15 protein-coding genes and 1 tRNA gene are annotated in these 18112 nt (G+C 33.6%); 8 read left to right on the top strand and 8 right to left on the bottom strand.

What is annotated here, in order from left to right:
* Positions 1–14: 14 nt before the first annotated feature.
* The 5 genes from ACYX4H_RS03730 to ACYX4H_RS03710 all read right to left on the bottom strand — a co-directional run bounded on the left by ACYX4H_RS03730 (position 15) and on the right by ACYX4H_RS03710 (position 6962).
* On the bottom strand, positions 15–503 hold the full coding sequence (locus tag ACYX4H_RS03730; protein ID WP_475295836.1) for a GlcG/HbpS family heme-binding protein: 489 nt from the start codon (positions 501–503) through the stop codon (positions 15–17).
* A 124-nt stretch (positions 504–627) separates the two neighbouring features.
* Complete coding sequence (locus ACYX4H_RS03725) at positions 628–1200, bottom strand: Crp/Fnr family transcriptional regulator (protein WP_476237872.1); 573 nt, start codon at positions 1198–1200, stop codon at positions 628–630.
* A gap of 127 nt (positions 1201–1327) precedes the next feature.
* Complete coding sequence (locus ACYX4H_RS03720) at positions 1328–4780, bottom strand: PPi-type phosphoenolpyruvate carboxykinase family protein (protein ID WP_476237870.1); 3453 nt, start codon at positions 4778–4780, stop codon at positions 1328–1330.
* A gap of 153 nt (positions 4781–4933) precedes the next feature.
* Positions 4934–6112 carry an acyl-CoA dehydrogenase family protein gene (locus ACYX4H_RS03715; RefSeq protein WP_476237868.1) on the bottom strand — a complete coding sequence of 393 codons (1179 nt, stop codon included), beginning with the start codon at positions 6110–6112 and terminating at the stop codon, positions 4934–4936.
* A gap of 133 nt (positions 6113–6245) precedes the next feature.
* A complete protein-coding gene (locus tag ACYX4H_RS03710; protein WP_476237866.1) occupies positions 6246–6962 on the bottom strand; it encodes a tRNA1(Val) (adenine(37)-N6)-methyltransferase in 717 nt (238 codons plus the stop codon).
* A 133-nt stretch (positions 6963–7095) separates the two neighbouring features.
* Here ACYX4H_RS03710 and ACYX4H_RS03705 point away from each other — a divergent pair, with 133 nt between their 5' ends.
* Entirely contained in the window at positions 7096–7551 is a 456-nt protein-coding gene (locus tag ACYX4H_RS03705; RefSeq protein WP_475295831.1) for a hypothetical protein, read from the top strand.
* Here ACYX4H_RS03705 and rimM read toward each other — a convergent pair.
* The 3 genes from rimM to ACYX4H_RS03690 all read right to left on the bottom strand — a co-directional run bounded on the left by rimM (position 7548) and on the right by ACYX4H_RS03690 (position 9868).
* Positions 7548–8078, bottom strand: coding sequence for a ribosome maturation factor RimM (rimM, locus tag ACYX4H_RS03700; protein WP_476237865.1), 531 nt, complete (start codon positions 8076–8078; stop codon positions 7548–7550). The two genes, ACYX4H_RS03705 and rimM, sit on opposite strands and share 4 nt — an antisense overlap.
* Before the next feature lie 114 nt (positions 8079–8192).
* The gene (locus tag ACYX4H_RS03695; RefSeq protein ID WP_475295829.1) at positions 8193–8711 is read right to left on the bottom strand and encodes a 30S ribosomal protein S16; all 519 of its coding nucleotides are present in this window, start codon (positions 8709–8711) and stop codon (positions 8193–8195) included.
* An 86-nt stretch (positions 8712–8797) separates the two neighbouring features.
* Positions 8798–9868, bottom strand: coding sequence for a lactonase family protein (locus ACYX4H_RS03690; protein ID WP_476237864.1), 1071 nt, complete (start codon positions 9866–9868; stop codon positions 8798–8800).
* A 203-nt stretch (positions 9869–10071) separates the two neighbouring features.
* Between ACYX4H_RS03690 and ACYX4H_RS03685 the strand changes: the two genes are divergently transcribed.
* The 7 genes from ACYX4H_RS03685 (at position 10072) to ACYX4H_RS03655 (ending at position 17913) form a co-directional block, all read left to right on the top strand.
* Positions 10072–10521, top strand: coding sequence for a ferritin-like domain-containing protein (locus ACYX4H_RS03685; protein WP_476237863.1), 450 nt, complete (start codon positions 10072–10074; stop codon positions 10519–10521).
* A 148-nt stretch (positions 10522–10669) separates the two neighbouring features.
* Positions 10670–11119, top strand: a complete 450-nt coding sequence (locus ACYX4H_RS03680) for a ferritin-like domain-containing protein (protein ID WP_476237862.1) — start codon at positions 10670–10672, stop codon at positions 11117–11119.
* 169 nt (positions 11120–11288) lie between these two features.
* Positions 11289–15674, top strand: coding sequence for a DNA polymerase III subunit alpha (gene dnaE, locus ACYX4H_RS03675; protein WP_476237860.1), 4386 nt, complete (start codon positions 11289–11291; stop codon positions 15672–15674).
* Between the two features lie 136 nt (positions 15675–15810).
* The gene (gene trxA / locus ACYX4H_RS03670; protein WP_475295824.1) at positions 15811–16128 is read left to right on the top strand and encodes a thioredoxin; all 318 of its coding nucleotides are present in this window, start codon (positions 15811–15813) and stop codon (positions 16126–16128) included.
* 93 nt (positions 16129–16221) lie between these two features.
* The gene (locus ACYX4H_RS03665; RefSeq protein WP_476237859.1) at positions 16222–16767 is read left to right on the top strand and encodes a ClpP family protease; all 546 of its coding nucleotides are present in this window, start codon (positions 16222–16224) and stop codon (positions 16765–16767) included.
* 11 nt (positions 16768–16778) lie between these two features.
* Positions 16779–17708, top strand: coding sequence for a DUF58 domain-containing protein (locus ACYX4H_RS03660; RefSeq protein ID WP_476237858.1), 930 nt, complete (start codon positions 16779–16781; stop codon positions 17706–17708).
* A 131-nt stretch (positions 17709–17839) separates the two neighbouring features.
* A tRNA-Asp gene (locus ACYX4H_RS03655) sits at positions 17840–17913 on the top strand.
* Positions 17914–18112 lie beyond the last annotated feature (199 nt).

The raw sequence follows: 18112 nt of genomic DNA, 5'->3' as shown, positions 1-18112 counted from the left end.
TTTATCAAAAGTAATTAATTTAAAATAGCTTGAGCGCCTACGGTTGCTATTTCTCTGTCTTGTTCTATAGTGCCGCCGCTTACACCAATGGCCCCAATAATTTTGCCATTTTTATTTTTTATAGGAATACCTCCGGGAAAAGATACCAAACCATTATTAGTTAATTCAATATTATAAATAATACCACCAGGTTGGGTAAGTTCACCCAATTTACCAGTGTCTATATTAAAATAACGCGCAGTTTTAGCTTTTTTTATAGCTACATCAATACTACCTAGGTAAGATTCATCCATTCTTATAAATGATTTTAGGTTTGCTCCGGCGTCTACAACAGCTATGTTAACAAGTACGTTATCTGCTTCGGCTTTGGCTTTGGCAGCTAAAAGTGCTTTTAAAGCTTCGTCATCAGTAATATCATTGGTTATTTGTGCTTCTAATGCGCAAGAAAATAATGTAATTACAAGTGTAATTATACAAAAGTTTAGTTTTTTTAGTGTGTTCATAATTGTTGTTTTGTTTGAAAACACAAAAATTAAAAACTATTAGGTGAAAATTGTTGAACAAGTTCAATAGTAGAAAAAATAGCGTTGAATTTGTTAGGTTGAATTTTAGATAATTTTTTTAAAACTATGATTGTTTTTTTATTTTACTTAAAAATTCGTGGGTAATGCCCAAATAACTAGCAATTTGTTTGTCGGTTAGTTTAGAAGCAATGTTAGGGTAGGTGTTAGAAAAATATAGATAGCGTTCTTTTGCCGTTTCGCATTGGTTGCGAATTAACCTGCGTTGCCATGCTACAAGCGCTTTTTGTGACATGATACGGAATAATTTTTCAACTACCGGAAGTGTTTTATAGAGTGTTAATTTATCTGTTCGGTTTATTAATAACACTTCACTATCTTCAAGAGCTTGCATATTTAAGTTTGAAGGTTTTTGGTTCATAAAACTATCAATATCCATTAACCACCAATCTTTAGCGGCAAAATATAGCGTGTTTTCATTACCCTTTTTATCAATAGAGAAAACCCTAAAGCACCCATTAATTACAAAGCCTTCGTATTTGTAAATATTACCTTGTGTAAGTAGAAAATCTTTTTTTTTAATAGATTTTGGTTTGAAATAACTGCAAATAGTTTCTAAATCTTCATTAGAAATTTCAATATTTTTTTTAATATGTTCTTTTAGTGCGTTTAAAACCATTTTAACCATTGTAAAACAAAAGCCTAAAATATTGTTTTAAAATGACAAACTAAAATTTAATAAAAAAAGCGTTTCAACATTTATAATTTATAAATGCGAAACGCTTTTACGCTTAAAATGAAATAAACTACTTTTTAAATAGTGGGTCTGTTCCAATAGTACCCACTAAGCTTTCTAAATATGCATTAGTTTTTGCGTTTTCATATAACTTTTTAGTGGTTTCTAATTTGTTATTAATGTTCATTTCTTCTACTAATTTGCTATTATTAGGTTCAGATATAAAGGTTTCTAAGTATGTAATTTGAGATTGGTAGTACGCTAAATCTTTTTGTTGTTTAATTTTTAAGCGCTCTTTATACCAACTACTATTTAAAACATAATCTCTTGTAAAGTATTTTCGTAATTCTGGGTTGCTAATATCTTTACCTTCATAATTGCCGTAAGCCATAATGTGTAATAGTATTTTTAGTGGCGGTATAGCTGCTTCAACGCTACCATCTTCAAAATAATTTAAGGCTACTTTTTGTTGTGCTTCAACTATGTTATTAATACCATCAACGTAGTCTTCCATACCTTGTAATTCTGGTTTTAACATACGTTCACTAAATACAGCGGTAGGTTCATCAAAAATTCTATTTAAGCATAATAAATCGAATTTTCTTGTTATTCTGTAACCTAGTCTGCTTGCTAATACCTTTTTGCCTTGATATTCAAAATCTTCAAGTTTTTCTAAAGAACCATTGGCAATTAAGTTTTTAGGATCTCTATCTGCAGGTGTCATTCTTGCCCAAATTTCGGGTATTAATAAACTCACATCGTGGTCTATTTTATTTTCGGCACCCACATATCCTGCAGCAGTACTAAAGCCGTTAGATTCTGTTAAAATATGTGATAGAAGCGCGTTATTTAAATCTGTAGTTGGTGTAAGCATGTTAAAAGGTGCTTTAGTAAGCGCTCCTTCAGAACCCGCTCCGGTTGTTGAAGGAGACTTACCTGTTAAACTACAAACAAAATCCATAAACAATTCTGGTGTTTCTTGGTAGTGAATAGGGTTGTAAACAGCTAGTGGTCTAATACCAGCTTCTTTATCAACCGGATTGTTTCTTCTACCCGGTAACACCGCATTTACAACATGTATTACAGGGTCTTGTGGCTTAACTTTACGGTGTAAGCGCACGCCAACATCTGCAATGTATGATGCTTCAGTTTCGTTAAAAAACCTGTTAGGCTCTAGGTAACGAGGGTTTTTTGTTGGTAAACCATCTTCAATAATTCTTGGGTGCGATGGTAGTACAAACTGTATATTCTCATCTTCACTATTAACAATTTCTAAAATGAAATCTTTAACAGGTTGTGTGTATTTATCATAATTTATTGTGTCTTCATAAATGGCAATGGCATCTTTTTTAGTTAACATTTCATAGTTGGTTAAAAATCTGCCATTTGAAATAATATCTAATTCAGCACCTTTATCATAACCTCTTACAATGGCCTCATCTGGTCTTTGGAAAAGGTGTGCTTCACAGTTAGTAAGCACTTTAAAGCTTTGATTGTTATACTCCGGATTTAAGTTTTTAAACTGATTTCTAGGAAGCGTTATTGATGCTGAAATATCATCTTCAGTTTGAATTTTTTCACTTGCTGAAAAATCAGATCGTAGTTTATTTAACATCCAATTGCCTTGTTGATTAAAACCAATACGTACGTAACTACCAACTACAGGTGTGTTGTTGTAAATTAATTTGGTGCCTTTTACGCCGTTTATAATTTCAACAGTCATCATGTCTTTCCAATTTAAATCGGCACCATGTGCTTGCCTAAATAAACGTTTAACAAAAAGCACTAAAGAGCGTACGTGAACAGGTATATTTTTTAACCACTCATTAAATTCATCAGAGTTTTCTTCAGAAGGTGTTAGTAATTTAACCACTGAACCTAATGTGCGTTTTTCACTTAAGAATGAACGTGATTTTGGGCGGTTAGGATCTTTTACTTTCCATCTAGTTGAATAATCAAACTCTATAATTTCATCGGCTTTTTTAAAGTCTTCTTCAATGTCATGAATGTTGAAAGAGCTATACGTAATGGCGTTTTGCATAGATTTTGAAATCTCTGATTTACCACCACCAGATACTGTACAGGGTTTGTGGCAAAATACACCTTCAGGGTATGTTTCAACCATACGCCATAAATTTATTGACGGGTGTTTTTCTAAACGTAATTTATTACCCGATGGGTGCACGTAGGTTTTAAAAGGCGATAATGTTAATTTTTGTTTTTTACCATTATGTTTCCAGCTAATATTATTTTTATTAATGTTGAAGTAAGCCGTTTCAGGTACATAAATAACGTTTGGGTATTTTTTATCTATGGCATAATTTCCTGGTTTTACCTCAATTTTATCAGCTAAAAGAGATTTAACATCTTCAAAGGTGTGGTCTAATCCATAGTTATCAATATAATCTTGTCCGTTAACGGTATCGCCCATAATACGTCTTGCATAAGCAATAGCACCACCAGCGTGCTCTTCTTCAACTAAACCATAAAGATTGGCAGAGTAGCTTATTTGGGTTTTTATTTCTTTTTTAGAGTAGCCGTAGTAATTATCAGCAATAAGTGTAACTACTACACCGCGTTCATCTCTACAGGTTAATTTAAAGGCGCCGCCATCATTATAAAGTTCATTTTCATCTTTGTAGCACATACCGTCTTTACGTTGGCGCTCGGTAGCATCATTGTAATGTGGTAGCCCAACGTCTTTCTTTTTTAAAGATTTTAAATGTGGTGCTAAAATTATACATCCTGTGTGGCCTGTCCAATGTTCTGTATCTAAAGCTGCATCATTGTGCGCTAAACTTGGGTCTCCGGCATTACCAAAAATGTTTTCAACAAAATCTAAATTACTTACTAAGTTACCTGGAGCAAAAAAGCGTACTTCTAATGATTTTTCTTCAATAACACCTTTTACTTCTGGGCAAACAACGGGTCTTAATAACATAGACACCATGACTTTAGCTTGTTCTTTTTGTAATGATGTAAATGGTAGAGCTTTTAAATTATCGGGTGCATTAAATGCCGCATTAATAAAGTGAGCAAAAACAATTTTTGGAACTTCTTTTTTGTCTAAAGGTACAGGTAATGGGCCTTCAACAATGTGGAATGTGCCTTTTGTTGTTCGCTTATCATGTAAAGGATTATTTAAAATACCTTGTTTAAGCCTTTTAGATGTTACTAAATCACTTACAAAAGAGTCGCCGTTTGCAGGTAAACTAGCTTCTCTTGCTTGTCCTTTTTTAGAAAGTATAAGCGTATCATTTGGTAACTTGTATGTTTTATTAAAAGGGATGTCTTTTAAATAATCATCTATAAAGTTTTGAATTCTTGCATCAGCAGGAGAAAGATGGTTTGCTAGAAGTCTGGACTTCTCTCTTATACTCATTATTAATCCGGTAGTTAACTCATCAAATTTAGGGTCGCTAAACGTTTCTTTACTACCTTCGTCATCTTTAAAAGTTGGTTGCCCAATAGCAGCTAACTTTAAATTTATAGATTGAACAATGTCTTTTCGTAATTTTTCCATAAGTTCTAACTTTACTAACTGTATGCAGTTGGTTATTGTGTTAACAAAGTTAGATTTAGAACTTCTGAAAAAAACTGTCAAAAGTCATATTCACCAGAGATTTTTTACTAAAACGATGTAGTGAGTTTGTTGATTTCTAAATGAAATACGTGTTTATTTAAAGGCATTTAAACCAGTAACATCTAGCCCAGTAATTAATAAATGAATATCGTGTGTGCCTTCATAAGTAATAACACTTTCAAGGTTCATCATATGTCGCATAATAGAAAATTCACCCGAAATACCCATGCCACCTAACATTTGGCGGGCTTCTCTAGCAATATTTAAAGCCATGGCAACATTGTTGCGTTTTGACATAGAAATTTGAGCGGAAGTTGCTTTGCCGTTATTTTTTAAAACACCCAAACGCCATGCTAAAAGCTGCGCTTTAGTAATTTCTGTAATCATTTCAGCTAGTTTTTTTTGTTGCAACTGAAATTGCCCAATAGGCTTGCCAAATTGTACGCGCTCTTTGCTGTAGCGTAAAGCAGTATTGTAGCAATCCATAGCAGCGCCAATAGCACCCCAAGCAATACCGTAACGGGCAGAATCTAAGCAACCTAATGGTGCGCCTAACCCTGATTTATTAGGTAATAAATTTTCTTTAGGTACTTTTACATTATCAAAAATAAGTTCGCCAGTAGCACTTGCGCGTAAAGACCATTTGTTGTGTGTTTCTGGTGTAGAAAAGCCTTCCATACCGCGTTCTACAATAAGGCCATGAATTCTGCCTTTTTCATTTTTCGCCCATACTACAGCTACTTGTGCAAAAGGCGCGTTGCTAATCCACATTTTTGCGCCGTTAAGTAAATAATGGTTGCCCATATCTTTAAAATTAGTAACCATACCACCAGGGTTGCTACCATGGTCGGGTTCTGTTAAACCAAAGCATCCCATCCATTCACCACTAGCAAGTTTGGGTAAATATTTTTTACGTTGTGTTTCGTTACCGTATTTCCAAATGGGATACATAACTAATGATGATTGTACTGAAGCCGTACTACGCACACCAGAGTCACCACGTTCAATTTCTTGCATGATGAGGCCATAACTAATTTGATCTAAACCGGCGCCACCATATTCCATTGGAATGTATGGGCCAAAAGCGCCAATACTGGCTAAGCCATTAATAATTTGCGTGGGAAATTTTGCTTTTTGGGCATAATCTTCAATTATTGGAGATACATCACGTTTTACCCAATCTCTGGCAGCATTACGTACTAATTTATGTTCTTCGGAAAGGAGCTCGTCTAAATTGTAATAATCTGGAGCTTCGAATAAATCTGGCTTCATAATTTGATATTATTCAGTTTAAAATCAAATTTATTGAAAATAATTTAAAGAAAACAGGTTTATTTGTGAAGTATTTAATTTTGAAACTAAAGCATGAAGGCTAATGACGTATTAGTGAGTTAGCTTTAATAAATCACATTTTAAGATAAAATTCTTTTGTTAATTCAATGTATTCTGCTGTGTATTGGTGTCTTTCTGTTTCAATAATTAATTCATTTATTGAAACATTGCTTTTTGTAAAAGAACATTCAATTAAACTGCGTTTTACCTCAGTTGTTGGGTTGCCTTTAACGTGTAAAATATGGTTTGGATATAGAGAAAAATGTTGTGCTAATGCTATGAATTTTTCTTCTTCTTTAGATGGAATAACTACACAGAAACTGCCATTTTTTGCTAGTAATTTAACACTACATTCAAGCAAATGTTTAAATGGCAAAGCGTCTTGAAAACGAGCAATGTCTCTTGAGGTGTTTTCGGTTTTAAAGTCTTCAGAATAAAAAGGCGGATTTGATATAATGAGCTCATATTCATCATCAATTTCTTCAGCAAATTCCTCTAATGAGGCGTGGTAGCAAAATAAACGATCACCCCATGGAGATTGCTCAAAATTATCAACACATTGCTCGTAAGCATCGGCATCAATTTCAATAGCATCAATAACTTCAGCATTGCTTCGTTGTGCTAGCATAAGCGCAATAATACCAGTGCCAGCACCAATATCTAACACGGCAAAAGGTTGTTTTTTTATACTAGCCCAAGCACCAAGTAAAACTCCATCTGTGCCAATTTTCATGGCGCATTTGTTTTGATTTATTGTAAACTGTTTGAAACTAAAGGGTTTTTGAGCCATTTTTGTGTTTTTTGTAAGCACAATAGTAAAGAATTATTGTTGATTGTTGAAAACATTTGTTAAAACTTTATACTTTAAAAATCGAAACAGAGTTGTTAATACGTATATTTAAAAACGAAAAATTTTTTGGGATTTGAAACAGACAGATTACATTGTAGAGAAGCTAAACGACTTAGTTATTTTAAATGAAGAAATTGAAAATGCTTATAATAAGGCTAGTAAAGACCTAAAATTTACAGATAATATAGCCTTTAGTAAAAAAAGTGCTGCACAACGCAATAAGTTTATTCAAGCATTAAAGAAGGAATTAAAACGTTTTGATGAAAACAACGAGATGCAAATTGTTTTAAAAAGACGTTTTCATTTAATTAGAACTAATTTTAAGCAACAAGTTAAAATGGGTAGTGACTTAGATTTTTTATCTAAAGTTTATGCAAATGAGTTGTTGTGTGTTGCTAAATATGATGAATTGTTGTCTCAAATAAATTTACCACTATCACTTTGTAGAGCTTTACTAAAACAGCGTGATATTGTACAGGCAAGAATACATTTAATTGAAAGAGGAGAGCCTATAATGGCGGCGCTTTAGTTATTTAAGTATAAATCTATTAAACCTTCGGGGGTTTCTACAATAATAGTTTTATTGGTTCTGTTTACCTCTATAATAAATTCATCATTCATTGGTATTAATACCTCGGTGCCATTGCGGTCTATTTCAAAAAGGGCTTGCGCTGTAGCGTCATTTATTGCTTTTAATGTGCCAACATTTCCAAAGTTTTTATCGGTTATAGTAAAACCAATAACTTCATGAAAATAAAATTTATTACCTTCTAATTTTGGTAACATTTCTAGAGGTAAAAACAGGTTGGTTTTCATTATGGCGTCCGCATCGGCCTCAGTATCTACATCTTCAAATTTAATGCGTAGTAAATCAGATTTGTGTAATTGGGATTTCTCTATAAAAAAAGGGACAAGATTATTTTTTAGGTCTATAAAAATAGCATCTAAGTTTTCGTAAATATCTGGTTGGTCTGTATCAAGTTTTGCCAATACTTCGCCTTTAAAGCTATATTTCTTTACAATTTTTCCTAAGTAAAAACAGTTGTCTTTTTTCATAGAAAAGGTAATCTTTTTTTGAAAAATTTATTATTGGTTTAGATTCTCACTTTCGTGGGAATAAAAAAACTCCGATACGTTGTACCGGAGTTTAAAAGTATAAAAAATTAATTTTTATTCTTCTTCGTTTGTAGCTTCAGCTTCGGTAGCAGCCTCTTCAGTAGCTTCCTCAGTTTCTTCAACTACTGGTGCAGCAGCAGCAATTCTTGCTTCGTTAACAGCTTTTTCAGCAGCTAGTGCATCAGCTTTCGCTTTTGCTTCAGCTTCAGATAAACCATCAGCTTTTGCTTGAATTTTAGCAGCTTTTTCTTCTAACCAGGCATTGAATTTTGCTTCAGCTTGCTCTTCAGTTAAAGCACCTTTTTTTACACCACCTGCTAAATGATTTTTTAATAATGCACCTTTGTAAGATAATAATCCTTTTGCGGTATCTGTTGGTTGTGCACCGTTTTGTAGCCATTTTACTGCACCATCAACATCTAAATCAACAGTTGCAGGGTTTGTGTTAGGGTTGTAAACACCTAATTTCTCTAAGTATCTACCATCTCTTTTTGCGCGCGAATCTGCAGCAACAATCCAGTAAAAAGGTTTTCCTTTTTTACCGTGTCTTTGTAATCTAATTTTAACTGGCATAATTATTAATTATTTGAGGTTCCCGACCTCGGGTTATTAATGAGGGCGCAAAGATACTCTAATATTTTTAATTTTCAAGCATTTAGCTAAAATATTAAGCAAACTGGCGATGGTGTTTTAACATCGTATAAAAAGTTGAGGTTGCCATTGGTTTTGTTTACTTTAAAAACCGAAATATTATGACTTTTTTGGTTTGCTACTAAAACATAATTGCCATTAGGACTTAAAGTGAAGTTTCTTGGCCAGTTACCATGAACAGGCACATTTTTAATATGTTTTATTTTGCCATTTTTTGGGTTTCTTTCAAAAATAGCTATAGTATTTTGTCCACGGTTTGAGCCATATAAAAAACGTTCGTTGTTAGATAAGTGAATATCTGCACAGTTGTTTTTTTCATTAAAATCTTTTGGAAGTGTAGAAACGGTTTCAACAAGTTTAAAGCCTTTTTTAGTTTTTTTTGCTACGGTTATTGAGCTTGCTAGCTCATTTATAATGTAAACAAATTTTCCGTTTTTTGTAAAGGTGAAATGTCTTGGTCCTGGGTTTCTGGTTACGTTAACAATGGCGTTTTCTTTCAGTTTGTAAATAATATTATTGTTATCACCTTTTTGTAATTTATATTGAGATACAGCGTTTTTGCCTAAATAGGCAACGTAAAGTTCATCTTCATTAAAAAAAGCTGAATGCGCTCTTGAGGTTTTATTTTCAGAATTCTTATTAAAAACCTGAGAGGCTTCACCTAACATACCATCAGAATCTATTGGAAAAATAGCCGCAGTGCCATTACCATAATTAGAAACAACGGCCTTATTACCTGCAGTGTTTACAGCAATATGGCAAGCGCCTTTACCTTCGCTTTTTACGCGGGTTAATAATGATAATTTGTAATTGGGTTCTATTTTGTACGAAGAAACAAAACCGTTTTTATGAGCAGCATAAAGGTGGGTTTTATTTGGTGATAACGCTAAAAATGATGGGTCGTCTGTAGCAATAGCTAAATTAATTACGCCCATTTTTCCTGTTTCTTCATTAAATGTTGTGTGGTAAATACCTTGGCTGCCATCATTTGTAAATGTGCCTATATACAAAGGTGTTTCTTGCGCAAGTAATTGCAAGCTGGCTAACATTAATATGAATGTTAAGTAATTAAATTTCATTGTTTTTTTAGTTGCTGGTGTCCAAAAATACGCTATTAATAGTTGTTAAAGCAATATTTTGGGTTGTTAAATTGTATTAAAATTCTGCTAAACAGTGTTAAACGTTTTTTATTGGCTATTTTACTTTGTAATTTTAAATAAGTTTGATGTGAAACAATACGCATCATAAAAGAAATTATTGAAATTTAAAATGTAATTGAATTATGGAGTATGTTGATAAAGTTTCTAACGGATTAAACGAATTATTATTAAAAAATCATCACACGCAAAAAGGCTATTTAAATGCTATTGAAAATGTTGAAGACAGCAGACTTAAGTTGTTTTTTAAGCGTTGTGTAGATGATAAAAATAAATTTGATGAGCAACTAAAAAATGAAATTAAAAATTTTGGTAAACAACCTGAAAACACGGGTAGTTTTGCTGAAACTCTTAATAGGAATTGGTTAAATTTAAAAACCATTTTTAGTAACAACACAGAGCTTTTAGTTTTAGAAGAGGCTATTAAAGAAGAGAAAGCCAACCTTAATAAGTACGAAGATTTTTTAAAAAACACCAAATTACCCAATAGCACTAACAATGTTTTACAAGAACACAAAACATCAATTAAAAATGTTATTGATACAGAACGGTCTTACCTTAAAATTATGATTTAAACTAAACTGTTAATACGTTCTTAAAGGTATTTTAAACCTTGTTAAATAGCTTGACATAAGCTTAGTAAAGCCTTATATTTACAATAGATGTGAAACAATAAGCATCTCAAAAAAAATTATTGAAATTTAAAATGATAAGATTAGAATTATGAAGTACACTGAAGAAATTTCAAATAAGTTAAATGAACTTTTAGTAAAAAATTACGACGCCGAAAAAGGGTATTTAAATGCAGCTAAAAATGTAGAAAGTACCAATTTGAGAATCTTTTTTAAACGAAGAGCTACAGAGCGCAGCGAGTTTGCTAAACAAATAAGAACAGAAATTTTAAATTATGGTGAAGAGCCTAAAGAAACAGGAAGTTTTAAAGGCACAATGCATAGAAATTGGATGAGCTTAAAATCGTTATTTTCATCAAACGACGAAGAAGCTATTTTACAAGAAGCAATTCGTGGTGAAGAAGCCAGTTTAAAAGAGTATAACGAAATAATAAAAGATAGAACATTACCACCAAGTATTGATGCTATGTTATTTAATCAAAAAAATGCCATACAGGCAGCAATCAATACCGAAAAGGTGCATGAAGAGTTAGTTTCATAAATTAGTTGGTTAGTTAGTTTGAAAAGCGCAATCTACGCAATGTAGGTTGCGTTTTTTATTTGTTTAAAACTCATAACAAGTTCCTGTTGAAAAAGCCGAAATTCTACGTATTTTTATAAACTCGTTTTTTTAAACATTAGCTGCTCAAATATATTATAAATTTAAACGTATGTACTTAATTTTTGATACTGAAACTACCGGATTACCAAAACGTTGGGATGCACCTATTACCGATGTTGATAACTGGCCAAGGTGTATACAAATTGCATGGCAATTACACGATGCTATGGGCAATTGTATTGAAAGTCAAGACTATTTAGTACAACCCGATGGATTTAACATCCCGTACGATGCCGAAAAAATTCACGGTATTTCTACCGAATTAGCAGCGGAACAAGGTGTGCCACTATCTGAAGTTTTAGAAAAATTCAACATAGCTTTAAGTAAAACCAAATTTGTAGTTGGGCAAAATGTAAAGTTCGATTTAAACATTATGGGTGCAGAATTTGTACGTGAAAACGTTGCTAACCCATTACAAGAATTACCGGTTTTAGATACCTGTACCGAACATACGGCACAACTATGTAAAATTCCGGGTGGCCGTGGCGGTAAATTTAAATTACCAACCTTAACCGAGTTGCACGAGTTTTTATTTAACGAGCCTTTTGCCGAAGCGCATAATGCCACAGCCGATGTAGAGGCAACAACACGTTGTTTTTTAGAGCTTGTACGTTTGCAAGAATACACCAAGGAGCAACTTGATGTAGAGCCCGATTATTTTAAAAATTTCAAAGAAGCCAATCCGCAAGAAATTCAGCTTATAGGTTTAAAACACATAAACCTAAAAAAGGAAAGTGCTAAAATTACAGCTAAGCTTCAAAAAAACGAAGAACCTCAAATATCTTCCGAAGAAATAAAACAAAACATTTCCGAATTAAAGGAAGTCGATTTTGTGCATCTTCATAACCACTCACAATTCTCGGTATTACAGTCAACCATAAGTATTCCAGATTTAGTTTCGGCTGCAGCATCACACAATATGCCAGCAGTAGCCTTAACCGATCACGGAAACATGATGGGTGCATTTCATTTTATAAATGCAATAAATAATAAAAATAAGAGCATAAAAGAAGCTATTGAGGCTGCGGAAGAAAAAGGAGAAATCACAGATAAAAAATTAATAAAACCCATAATTGGTTGCGAGTTTTTTGTTTGTGAAGACCATAAAGATAAAACCCGAAAAGATAACGGTTACCAAATTGTTTTAATAGCTAAAAATAAAAACGGTTATCACAATTTAGCAAAACTATCTTCGCATGCTTTTGTTGATGGATTTTATTACGTACCGCGAATTGATAAAAAACTTATTGAACTATACAAAGAAGACATTATTGTTTTAACAGGTAACCTTTACGGAGAAGTGCCAAGTAAAGTATTAAATATTGGTGAAAATCAAGCCGAAGAAGCCCTTATTTGGTGGAAACAACAATTTGGCGACGATTTGTATGTTGAAATTATGCGCCATAATCAAGAAGATGAAAATCGTGTAAACGACACTTTAGTAAAGCTAGCCAGAAAACACAATGTAAAATTAGTAGCCACCAATAACACGTATTATCAAAAACAAACCGATGCTAATGCACACGATATTTTATTGTGTGTAAAAGATGGTGAAAAACAAGCCACACCAATTGGTCGCGGACGCGGGTATCGTTATGGCTTACCAAATCAGGAGTATTATTTTAAGTCTTCTGATGAGATGAAGGCGCTATTTAAAGATTTGCCTGATGCCATTGCCAATACCGAAGACATTGTAAATAAAATTGAAGCTTTCCAGTTAGCACGCGATGTATTATTACCTGCATTTGATATACCAGACGAATTTAAATACGATGAAGATTTAGTAGATGGAGGGAAACGTGGTGAAAATGCGTATTTACGTCATTTAGTTTACGAAGGCGCAAAAAAACGTTACGGCGAACCGCTAACCGAAGACGTTACCGAACGCCTCGATTTTGAGTTAAGTGTTATAGAAAACACAGGCTATCCAGGATATTTCTTAATTGTTGAAGATTTTATTCGCGAAGCCCGAAATATGGATGTATCTGTAGGGCCAGGGCGTGGTTCAGCTGCAGGTTCTGTAGCAGCATATTGTTTATGGATAACCAACATAGACCCCATGAAGTACGATTTGCTTTTTGAGCGTTTCTTAAATCCAGATCGTATTAGTATGCCCGATATTGATATTGATTTTGATGACGAAGGCCGAAGCAGGGTAATGGACTATGTTATTGAAAAATACGGCGCCAACCAAGTGGCGCAAATTATTACCTACGGTACTATGGCAGCAAAATCTAGTATTCGTGATACCGCACGTGTACTCGATTTGCCGTTGTTTGATGCCGATAGAATTGCTAAACTAATTCCAAACATGTCTAAACTAAATAAAATTTTTGGTTTAGATGAAAAAGCTTTGGCAGGTAAATTTAGAGCCGAAGAACTAGAAAAAGTAAACGAACTTTTAAATATTTCTGAAGGAAGTGGTCTTGAAGCCGAAACAGTAAATACTGCTAGAATGTTGGAAGGTTCGGTGCGTAACACCGGTATTCATGCCTGTGGTGTAATTATTACTCCAGACGATATTACTAAGTTCGTGCCTGTTTCGCTTGCAAAAGATTCCGATTTATATGTTACTCAGTTTGATAACTCTGTAGTAGAATCGGCAGGATTACTAAAAATGGATTTCTTAGGGTTAAAAACATTAACCTTAATTAAAGACACCGTTAAAATTGTAAAGGCAAGACACAATGTTCAATTAGACCCAGAAAGTTTTCCTTTAGATGATGAAAAAACATACGAGTTATTCCAGCGAGGTGAAACCGTTGGCGTGTTCCAGTACGAATCCCCTGGTATGCAGAAACATTTACGTGATTTAAAACCTACGGTGTTTGAAGATTTAATAGCCATGAACGCCTTGTATCGCCCCGGGCCAATGGAATATATTCCAAGTTTTGTTCGAAGAAAACATGGCGACGAAGAAATTGAGTACGATTTACCAGCCATGGAAGAATACCTAAAGGAAACTTACGGTATTACGGTATACCAAGAGCAGGTAATGTTACTATCGCAAAAACTAGCCGATTTTACCAAAGGTGAAGCCGATATTTTACGTAAAGCCATGGGTAAAAAGCAAATTGCGGTACTCGATAAAATGAAACCTAAGTTTATTGAGCAAGCTACTGCAAATGGGCACGATGCTAAAATATTAGAAAAAGTTTGGAAAGATTGGGAAGCCTTTGCTAGTTACGCTTTCAACAAATCGCACTCCACATGTTATGCGTGGATTGCTTACCAAACTGCTTACCTAAAAGCACATTATCCAGCCGAATATATGGCGGCAGTACTGTCTAACAACATGAACGACATTAAAACCATTACATTTTTTATGGAAGAATGTAAACGAATGAAGCTAGATGTTCTTGGGCCCAGTGTAAACGAAAGTTATTATAAATTCTCGGTAAATAATGATGGTGCAGTGCGTTTTGGTATGGGCGCTATAAAAGGTGTTGGCCATGGTGCGGTAATGACGATTGTTGATAACAGAAAAGAAGATGGCCCGTATAAATCTATTTTCGATTTGGCAAAACGCATCGATTTACGAGCAGCAAACAAAAAAGCTTTCGAGAATTTAGCCTATGCAGGCGGTTTTGATTGTTTTACAGATACACACCGCGCACAGTATTTTCATAAAGAAAGTGATTTAACCTTTTTAGAAATGGTTATAAAATACGCTCAAAAACATAAAGAAAATGAAAACTCAGCACAAGTAAGTTTGTTTGGTGAAGCTAGCGATGTGCAAATTGCAGAACCCACAATTCCGCCTTGTGAAGATTGGGGAACCATGGAAAAGCTTTCTAAAGAGCGCGAAGTGGTTGGTATTTATATTTCTGGGCATCCGTTGGATGATTTTAAAACCGAAATGAAAACCTTCTGTAATGCTACCGTTGGCATGTTTAATAATTTAGAACCCTACGTTAATAGAGAATTGGTGTTTGGTGGTGTTGTTACCGATGTACAACATCGTGTAAGTAAACAGGGTAAAGGTTGGGGTATGTTTACTATTGAAGATTATACCGATAGTTTCGAATTCAGAATTTTTGGCGAAGATTATTTAAAGTTTAGGCATTTTTTAATGGTAAATAGTTTTGTGTTTGTTAAAGCCTTTGTTCGTGAAGGTTGGACTAATAAAGATACTGGTAAAAAAAGTGACCCGCGTATACAGTTTAATAGTTTTCAGTTGTTGCATGATGTTATGGAGCAGTATGCTAAAAAACTATCGCTTCAACTTAATATAAACGATTTAAAAGAAGATACTATTACTAAAATTCAAGATTTATTAAGCATGCATCCTGGTAATCATGCTTTAAATTTTATAGTGTATGATGCTAAAGATAAGATTAAGCTGAATATGCCCAGTAGAAAACAAAAAGTACGTGTTTGCCAAGAATTAATTTCAGAACTAGAATCTCAACATATTCATTATAAATTGAATTAAGTAAATTGCAGAAATTTTTTTAATAAACCCAAATAATAACGATATAAACAAAACAAATTGTTAGTTTGTAAGCTTCGGCGTTTTTTTTGACTAATTTTGTAATTAAATAATTAGATAACATTTAAAAATATATATTATGGCATTAGAAATAACAGATGCAACATTTGAAGAAACAGTATTAAAAAGTGACAAACCTGTATTAGTAGATTTTTGGGCTGCTTGGTGCGGGCCATGTAGAATGGTAGGGCCAATTATTGAAGAAATAAGCGGTGAGTACGAAGGTAAAGCAGTTGTTGGTAAAGTTGATGTAGATGCTAACCAAGAGTTTGCTGCTAAATACGGTGTGCGTAACATACCTACGGTTTTAGTATTTAAAAACGGTGAGGTTGTAGATAGAAAAGTAGGTGTAGCTCCTAAAAACTCATACACTGAGGCTATAGAAGCAGCATTATAATAAATATAGAAAAAGAAAATGGTTAAGGTTTGCTGTAATGGCAAACCTTTTTTTATTTTAGAGTAATTTTTAAATCAAGAAACATTATAAACAATGAGCAAAAAAGGTAAAGTACAAGATGCTATAGATGCCAAATTAATAGAAGAACGAAAAGTATTTTTATGGGGGCAGGTTGATGATGATTCAGCCAAACATGTTATAGATCGTTTAATGTATTTAGATGCTTTAGAAACAGCTACCATTCATTTATATATTAATAGTCCAGGAGGTTACGTAACGTCTGGTTTTGCTATTTATGATTGTATAAAATCCCTGAAAAGTAGCGTATCTACTATATGCACTGGTTTTGCAGCGTCAATGGGTTCAATAATTTTATCGGCAGGTGAAAAAGGTAAACGTTTTATACAACAGCATGCCCGTGTAATGATTCATCAACCAAGTGGTGGTGCTCGTGGGCAAGCTAGTGATATTGAAATTACTGCCAAAGAAATTATTTTAACTAAAGAGTTAAGTGCCCAAATACTAGCCGATAATTGTGGGCAAGCATTTGAAAAAGTAATGAAAGACTTTAATAGAGACCATTGGATGGGTGCCAATGAATCTGTTGAATACGGAATAGTTGATGCTGTTTTAAAGTAGTATTTTACTAAATGGATATTCGCAAAGAGTTAAATAAAGCCGAAGGTTTTAAGCATATTGGTCTACTTGCAAAACAAGTAGTTGAAGGCTTTGTTGCGGGTATGCATAAAAGTCCGTTTCATGGCTTTTCATCAGAGTTTGCCGAACATAAAATCTATAATAGGGGAGAAAGTACGCGCCATATAGATTGGAAGCTATTTGCAAAAACCGATAAGCTTTATACCAAGCGTTATGATGATGAAACCAATTTACGTTGCCACATTATTTTAGATAATAGTAGCTCAATGCATTATCCTGAAATGACGCAATTTTCAATAAACAAGTTGAACAAAATAGCGTTTTCAGCACTTGCCTCAGCCGCATTAATGCAAATGCTAAAAAAACAACGTGATGCCGTTGGTTTAAGTATTTATAGTGATGCTTATAATTTTTATGCCCAAGAAAAAGGTAGCGAGCGTCATCATCAAATGCTATTAAATGCTTTAAGCGAAACCGTCATTAAAAAACCGTTAAATAAGCACACCGAAACATACACTTATTTACATGAAATAGCAGAGAAAATTCATAGGCGCTCTATGATTTTTTTATTTACAGATATGTTTCAAACAAATGAAGATGAAACTAAACTGTTTGAGGCGCTAAGGCATTTAAAATATAATAAGCACGAAGTAATATTGTTTCACGTGTTTGATAAAGAAAAAGAATTTGCCTTTAATTTTGATAACACACCAAAGCGTTTTATAGATGTTGAAACAGGCGAATATATAAATTTGTATGCCGATAATGTAAAAGAAAACTATTCAAAAAAGGTAAAAGCATATTTTACAGCATTAAAATTAAAATGCGCGCAATACAAAATAAAATATGTAGAAGCCGATATTAACGATAGTTTCAACCACATATTAACAACTTATATGGTAGAGCGGCAAAAATTCATATAGTAGTTAAAAGCCTTATAAACAGTGCGTTTTTGTGTAATGTATATGCGTTAGAATTTTTTTTTTAAAAAAACATAAAAAAAGATTTGCGATATTGAAAAAGCCTTGTATATTTGCATCCGCAATCATGCAACGGTCTGGTAGTTCAGCTGGTTAGAATATCTGCCTGTCACGCAGGGGGTCGCGGGTTCGAGTCCCGTCCAGACCGCAAAAATTGCTCAAAAGCCTTAAGACACTTAAGGCTTTTTTTGGCATTTTAAAGATGTTGTGTTGTTTTATCTCAATATAAGTTGAGGTAAAAAGGTTGAGGTACTGGAGCGGTTCAGTATTTTACCAATGGAAAGCTTTCCTTTTTTCATTATTGAAAATTGGGATGCTTTTTTGTTTAAACACTACATGAAAAAAAT

The sequence above is a fragment of the Seonamhaeicola sp. ABD4_340 genome (assembly GCF_056312135.1).
This window is presented reverse-complemented; position numbering and strand designations above follow the sequence as displayed.

What these genes read in the sequence shown, in the direction of transcription:
- ACYX4H_RS03730 (WP_475295836.1), bottom strand. Translation starts at nt 503, where the DNA reads ATGAACACACTAAAAAAACTAAACTTTTGTATAATTACACTTGTAATT.
- ACYX4H_RS03725 (WP_476237872.1), bottom strand. Translation starts at nt 1,200, where the DNA reads ATGGTTTTAAACGCACTAAAAGAACATATTAAAAAAAATATTGAAATT.
- ACYX4H_RS03720 (WP_476237870.1), bottom strand. Translation starts at nt 4,780, where the DNA reads ATGGAAAAATTACGAAAAGACATTGTTCAATCTATAAATTTAAAGTTA.
- ACYX4H_RS03715 (WP_476237868.1), bottom strand. Translation starts at nt 6,112, where the DNA reads ATGAAGCCAGATTTATTCGAAGCTCCAGATTATTACAATTTAGACGAG.
- ACYX4H_RS03710 (WP_476237866.1), bottom strand. Translation starts at nt 6,962, where the DNA reads ATGGCTCAAAAACCCTTTAGTTTCAAACAGTTTACAATAAATCAAAAC.
- rimM (WP_476237865.1), bottom strand. Translation starts at nt 8,078, where the DNA reads ATGAAAAAAGACAACTGTTTTTACTTAGGAAAAATTGTAAAGAAATAT.
- ACYX4H_RS03695 (WP_475295829.1), bottom strand. Translation starts at nt 8,711, where the DNA reads ATGCCAGTTAAAATTAGATTACAAAGACACGGTAAAAAAGGAAAACCT.
- ACYX4H_RS03690 (WP_476237864.1), bottom strand. Translation starts at nt 9,868, where the DNA reads ATGAAATTTAATTACTTAACATTCATATTAATGTTAGCCAGCTTGCAA.
- ACYX4H_RS03685 (WP_476237863.1), top strand. Translation starts at nt 10,072, where the DNA reads ATGGAGTATGTTGATAAAGTTTCTAACGGATTAAACGAATTATTATTA.
- ACYX4H_RS03680 (WP_476237862.1), top strand. Translation starts at nt 10,670, where the DNA reads ATGAAGTACACTGAAGAAATTTCAAATAAGTTAAATGAACTTTTAGTA.
- dnaE (WP_476237860.1), top strand. Translation starts at nt 11,289, where the DNA reads ATGTACTTAATTTTTGATACTGAAACTACCGGATTACCAAAACGTTGG.
- trxA (WP_475295824.1), top strand. Translation starts at nt 15,811, where the DNA reads ATGGCATTAGAAATAACAGATGCAACATTTGAAGAAACAGTATTAAAA.
- ACYX4H_RS03665 (WP_476237859.1), top strand. Translation starts at nt 16,222, where the DNA reads ATGAGCAAAAAAGGTAAAGTACAAGATGCTATAGATGCCAAATTAATA.
- ACYX4H_RS03660 (WP_476237858.1), top strand. Translation starts at nt 16,779, where the DNA reads ATGGATATTCGCAAAGAGTTAAATAAAGCCGAAGGTTTTAAGCATATT.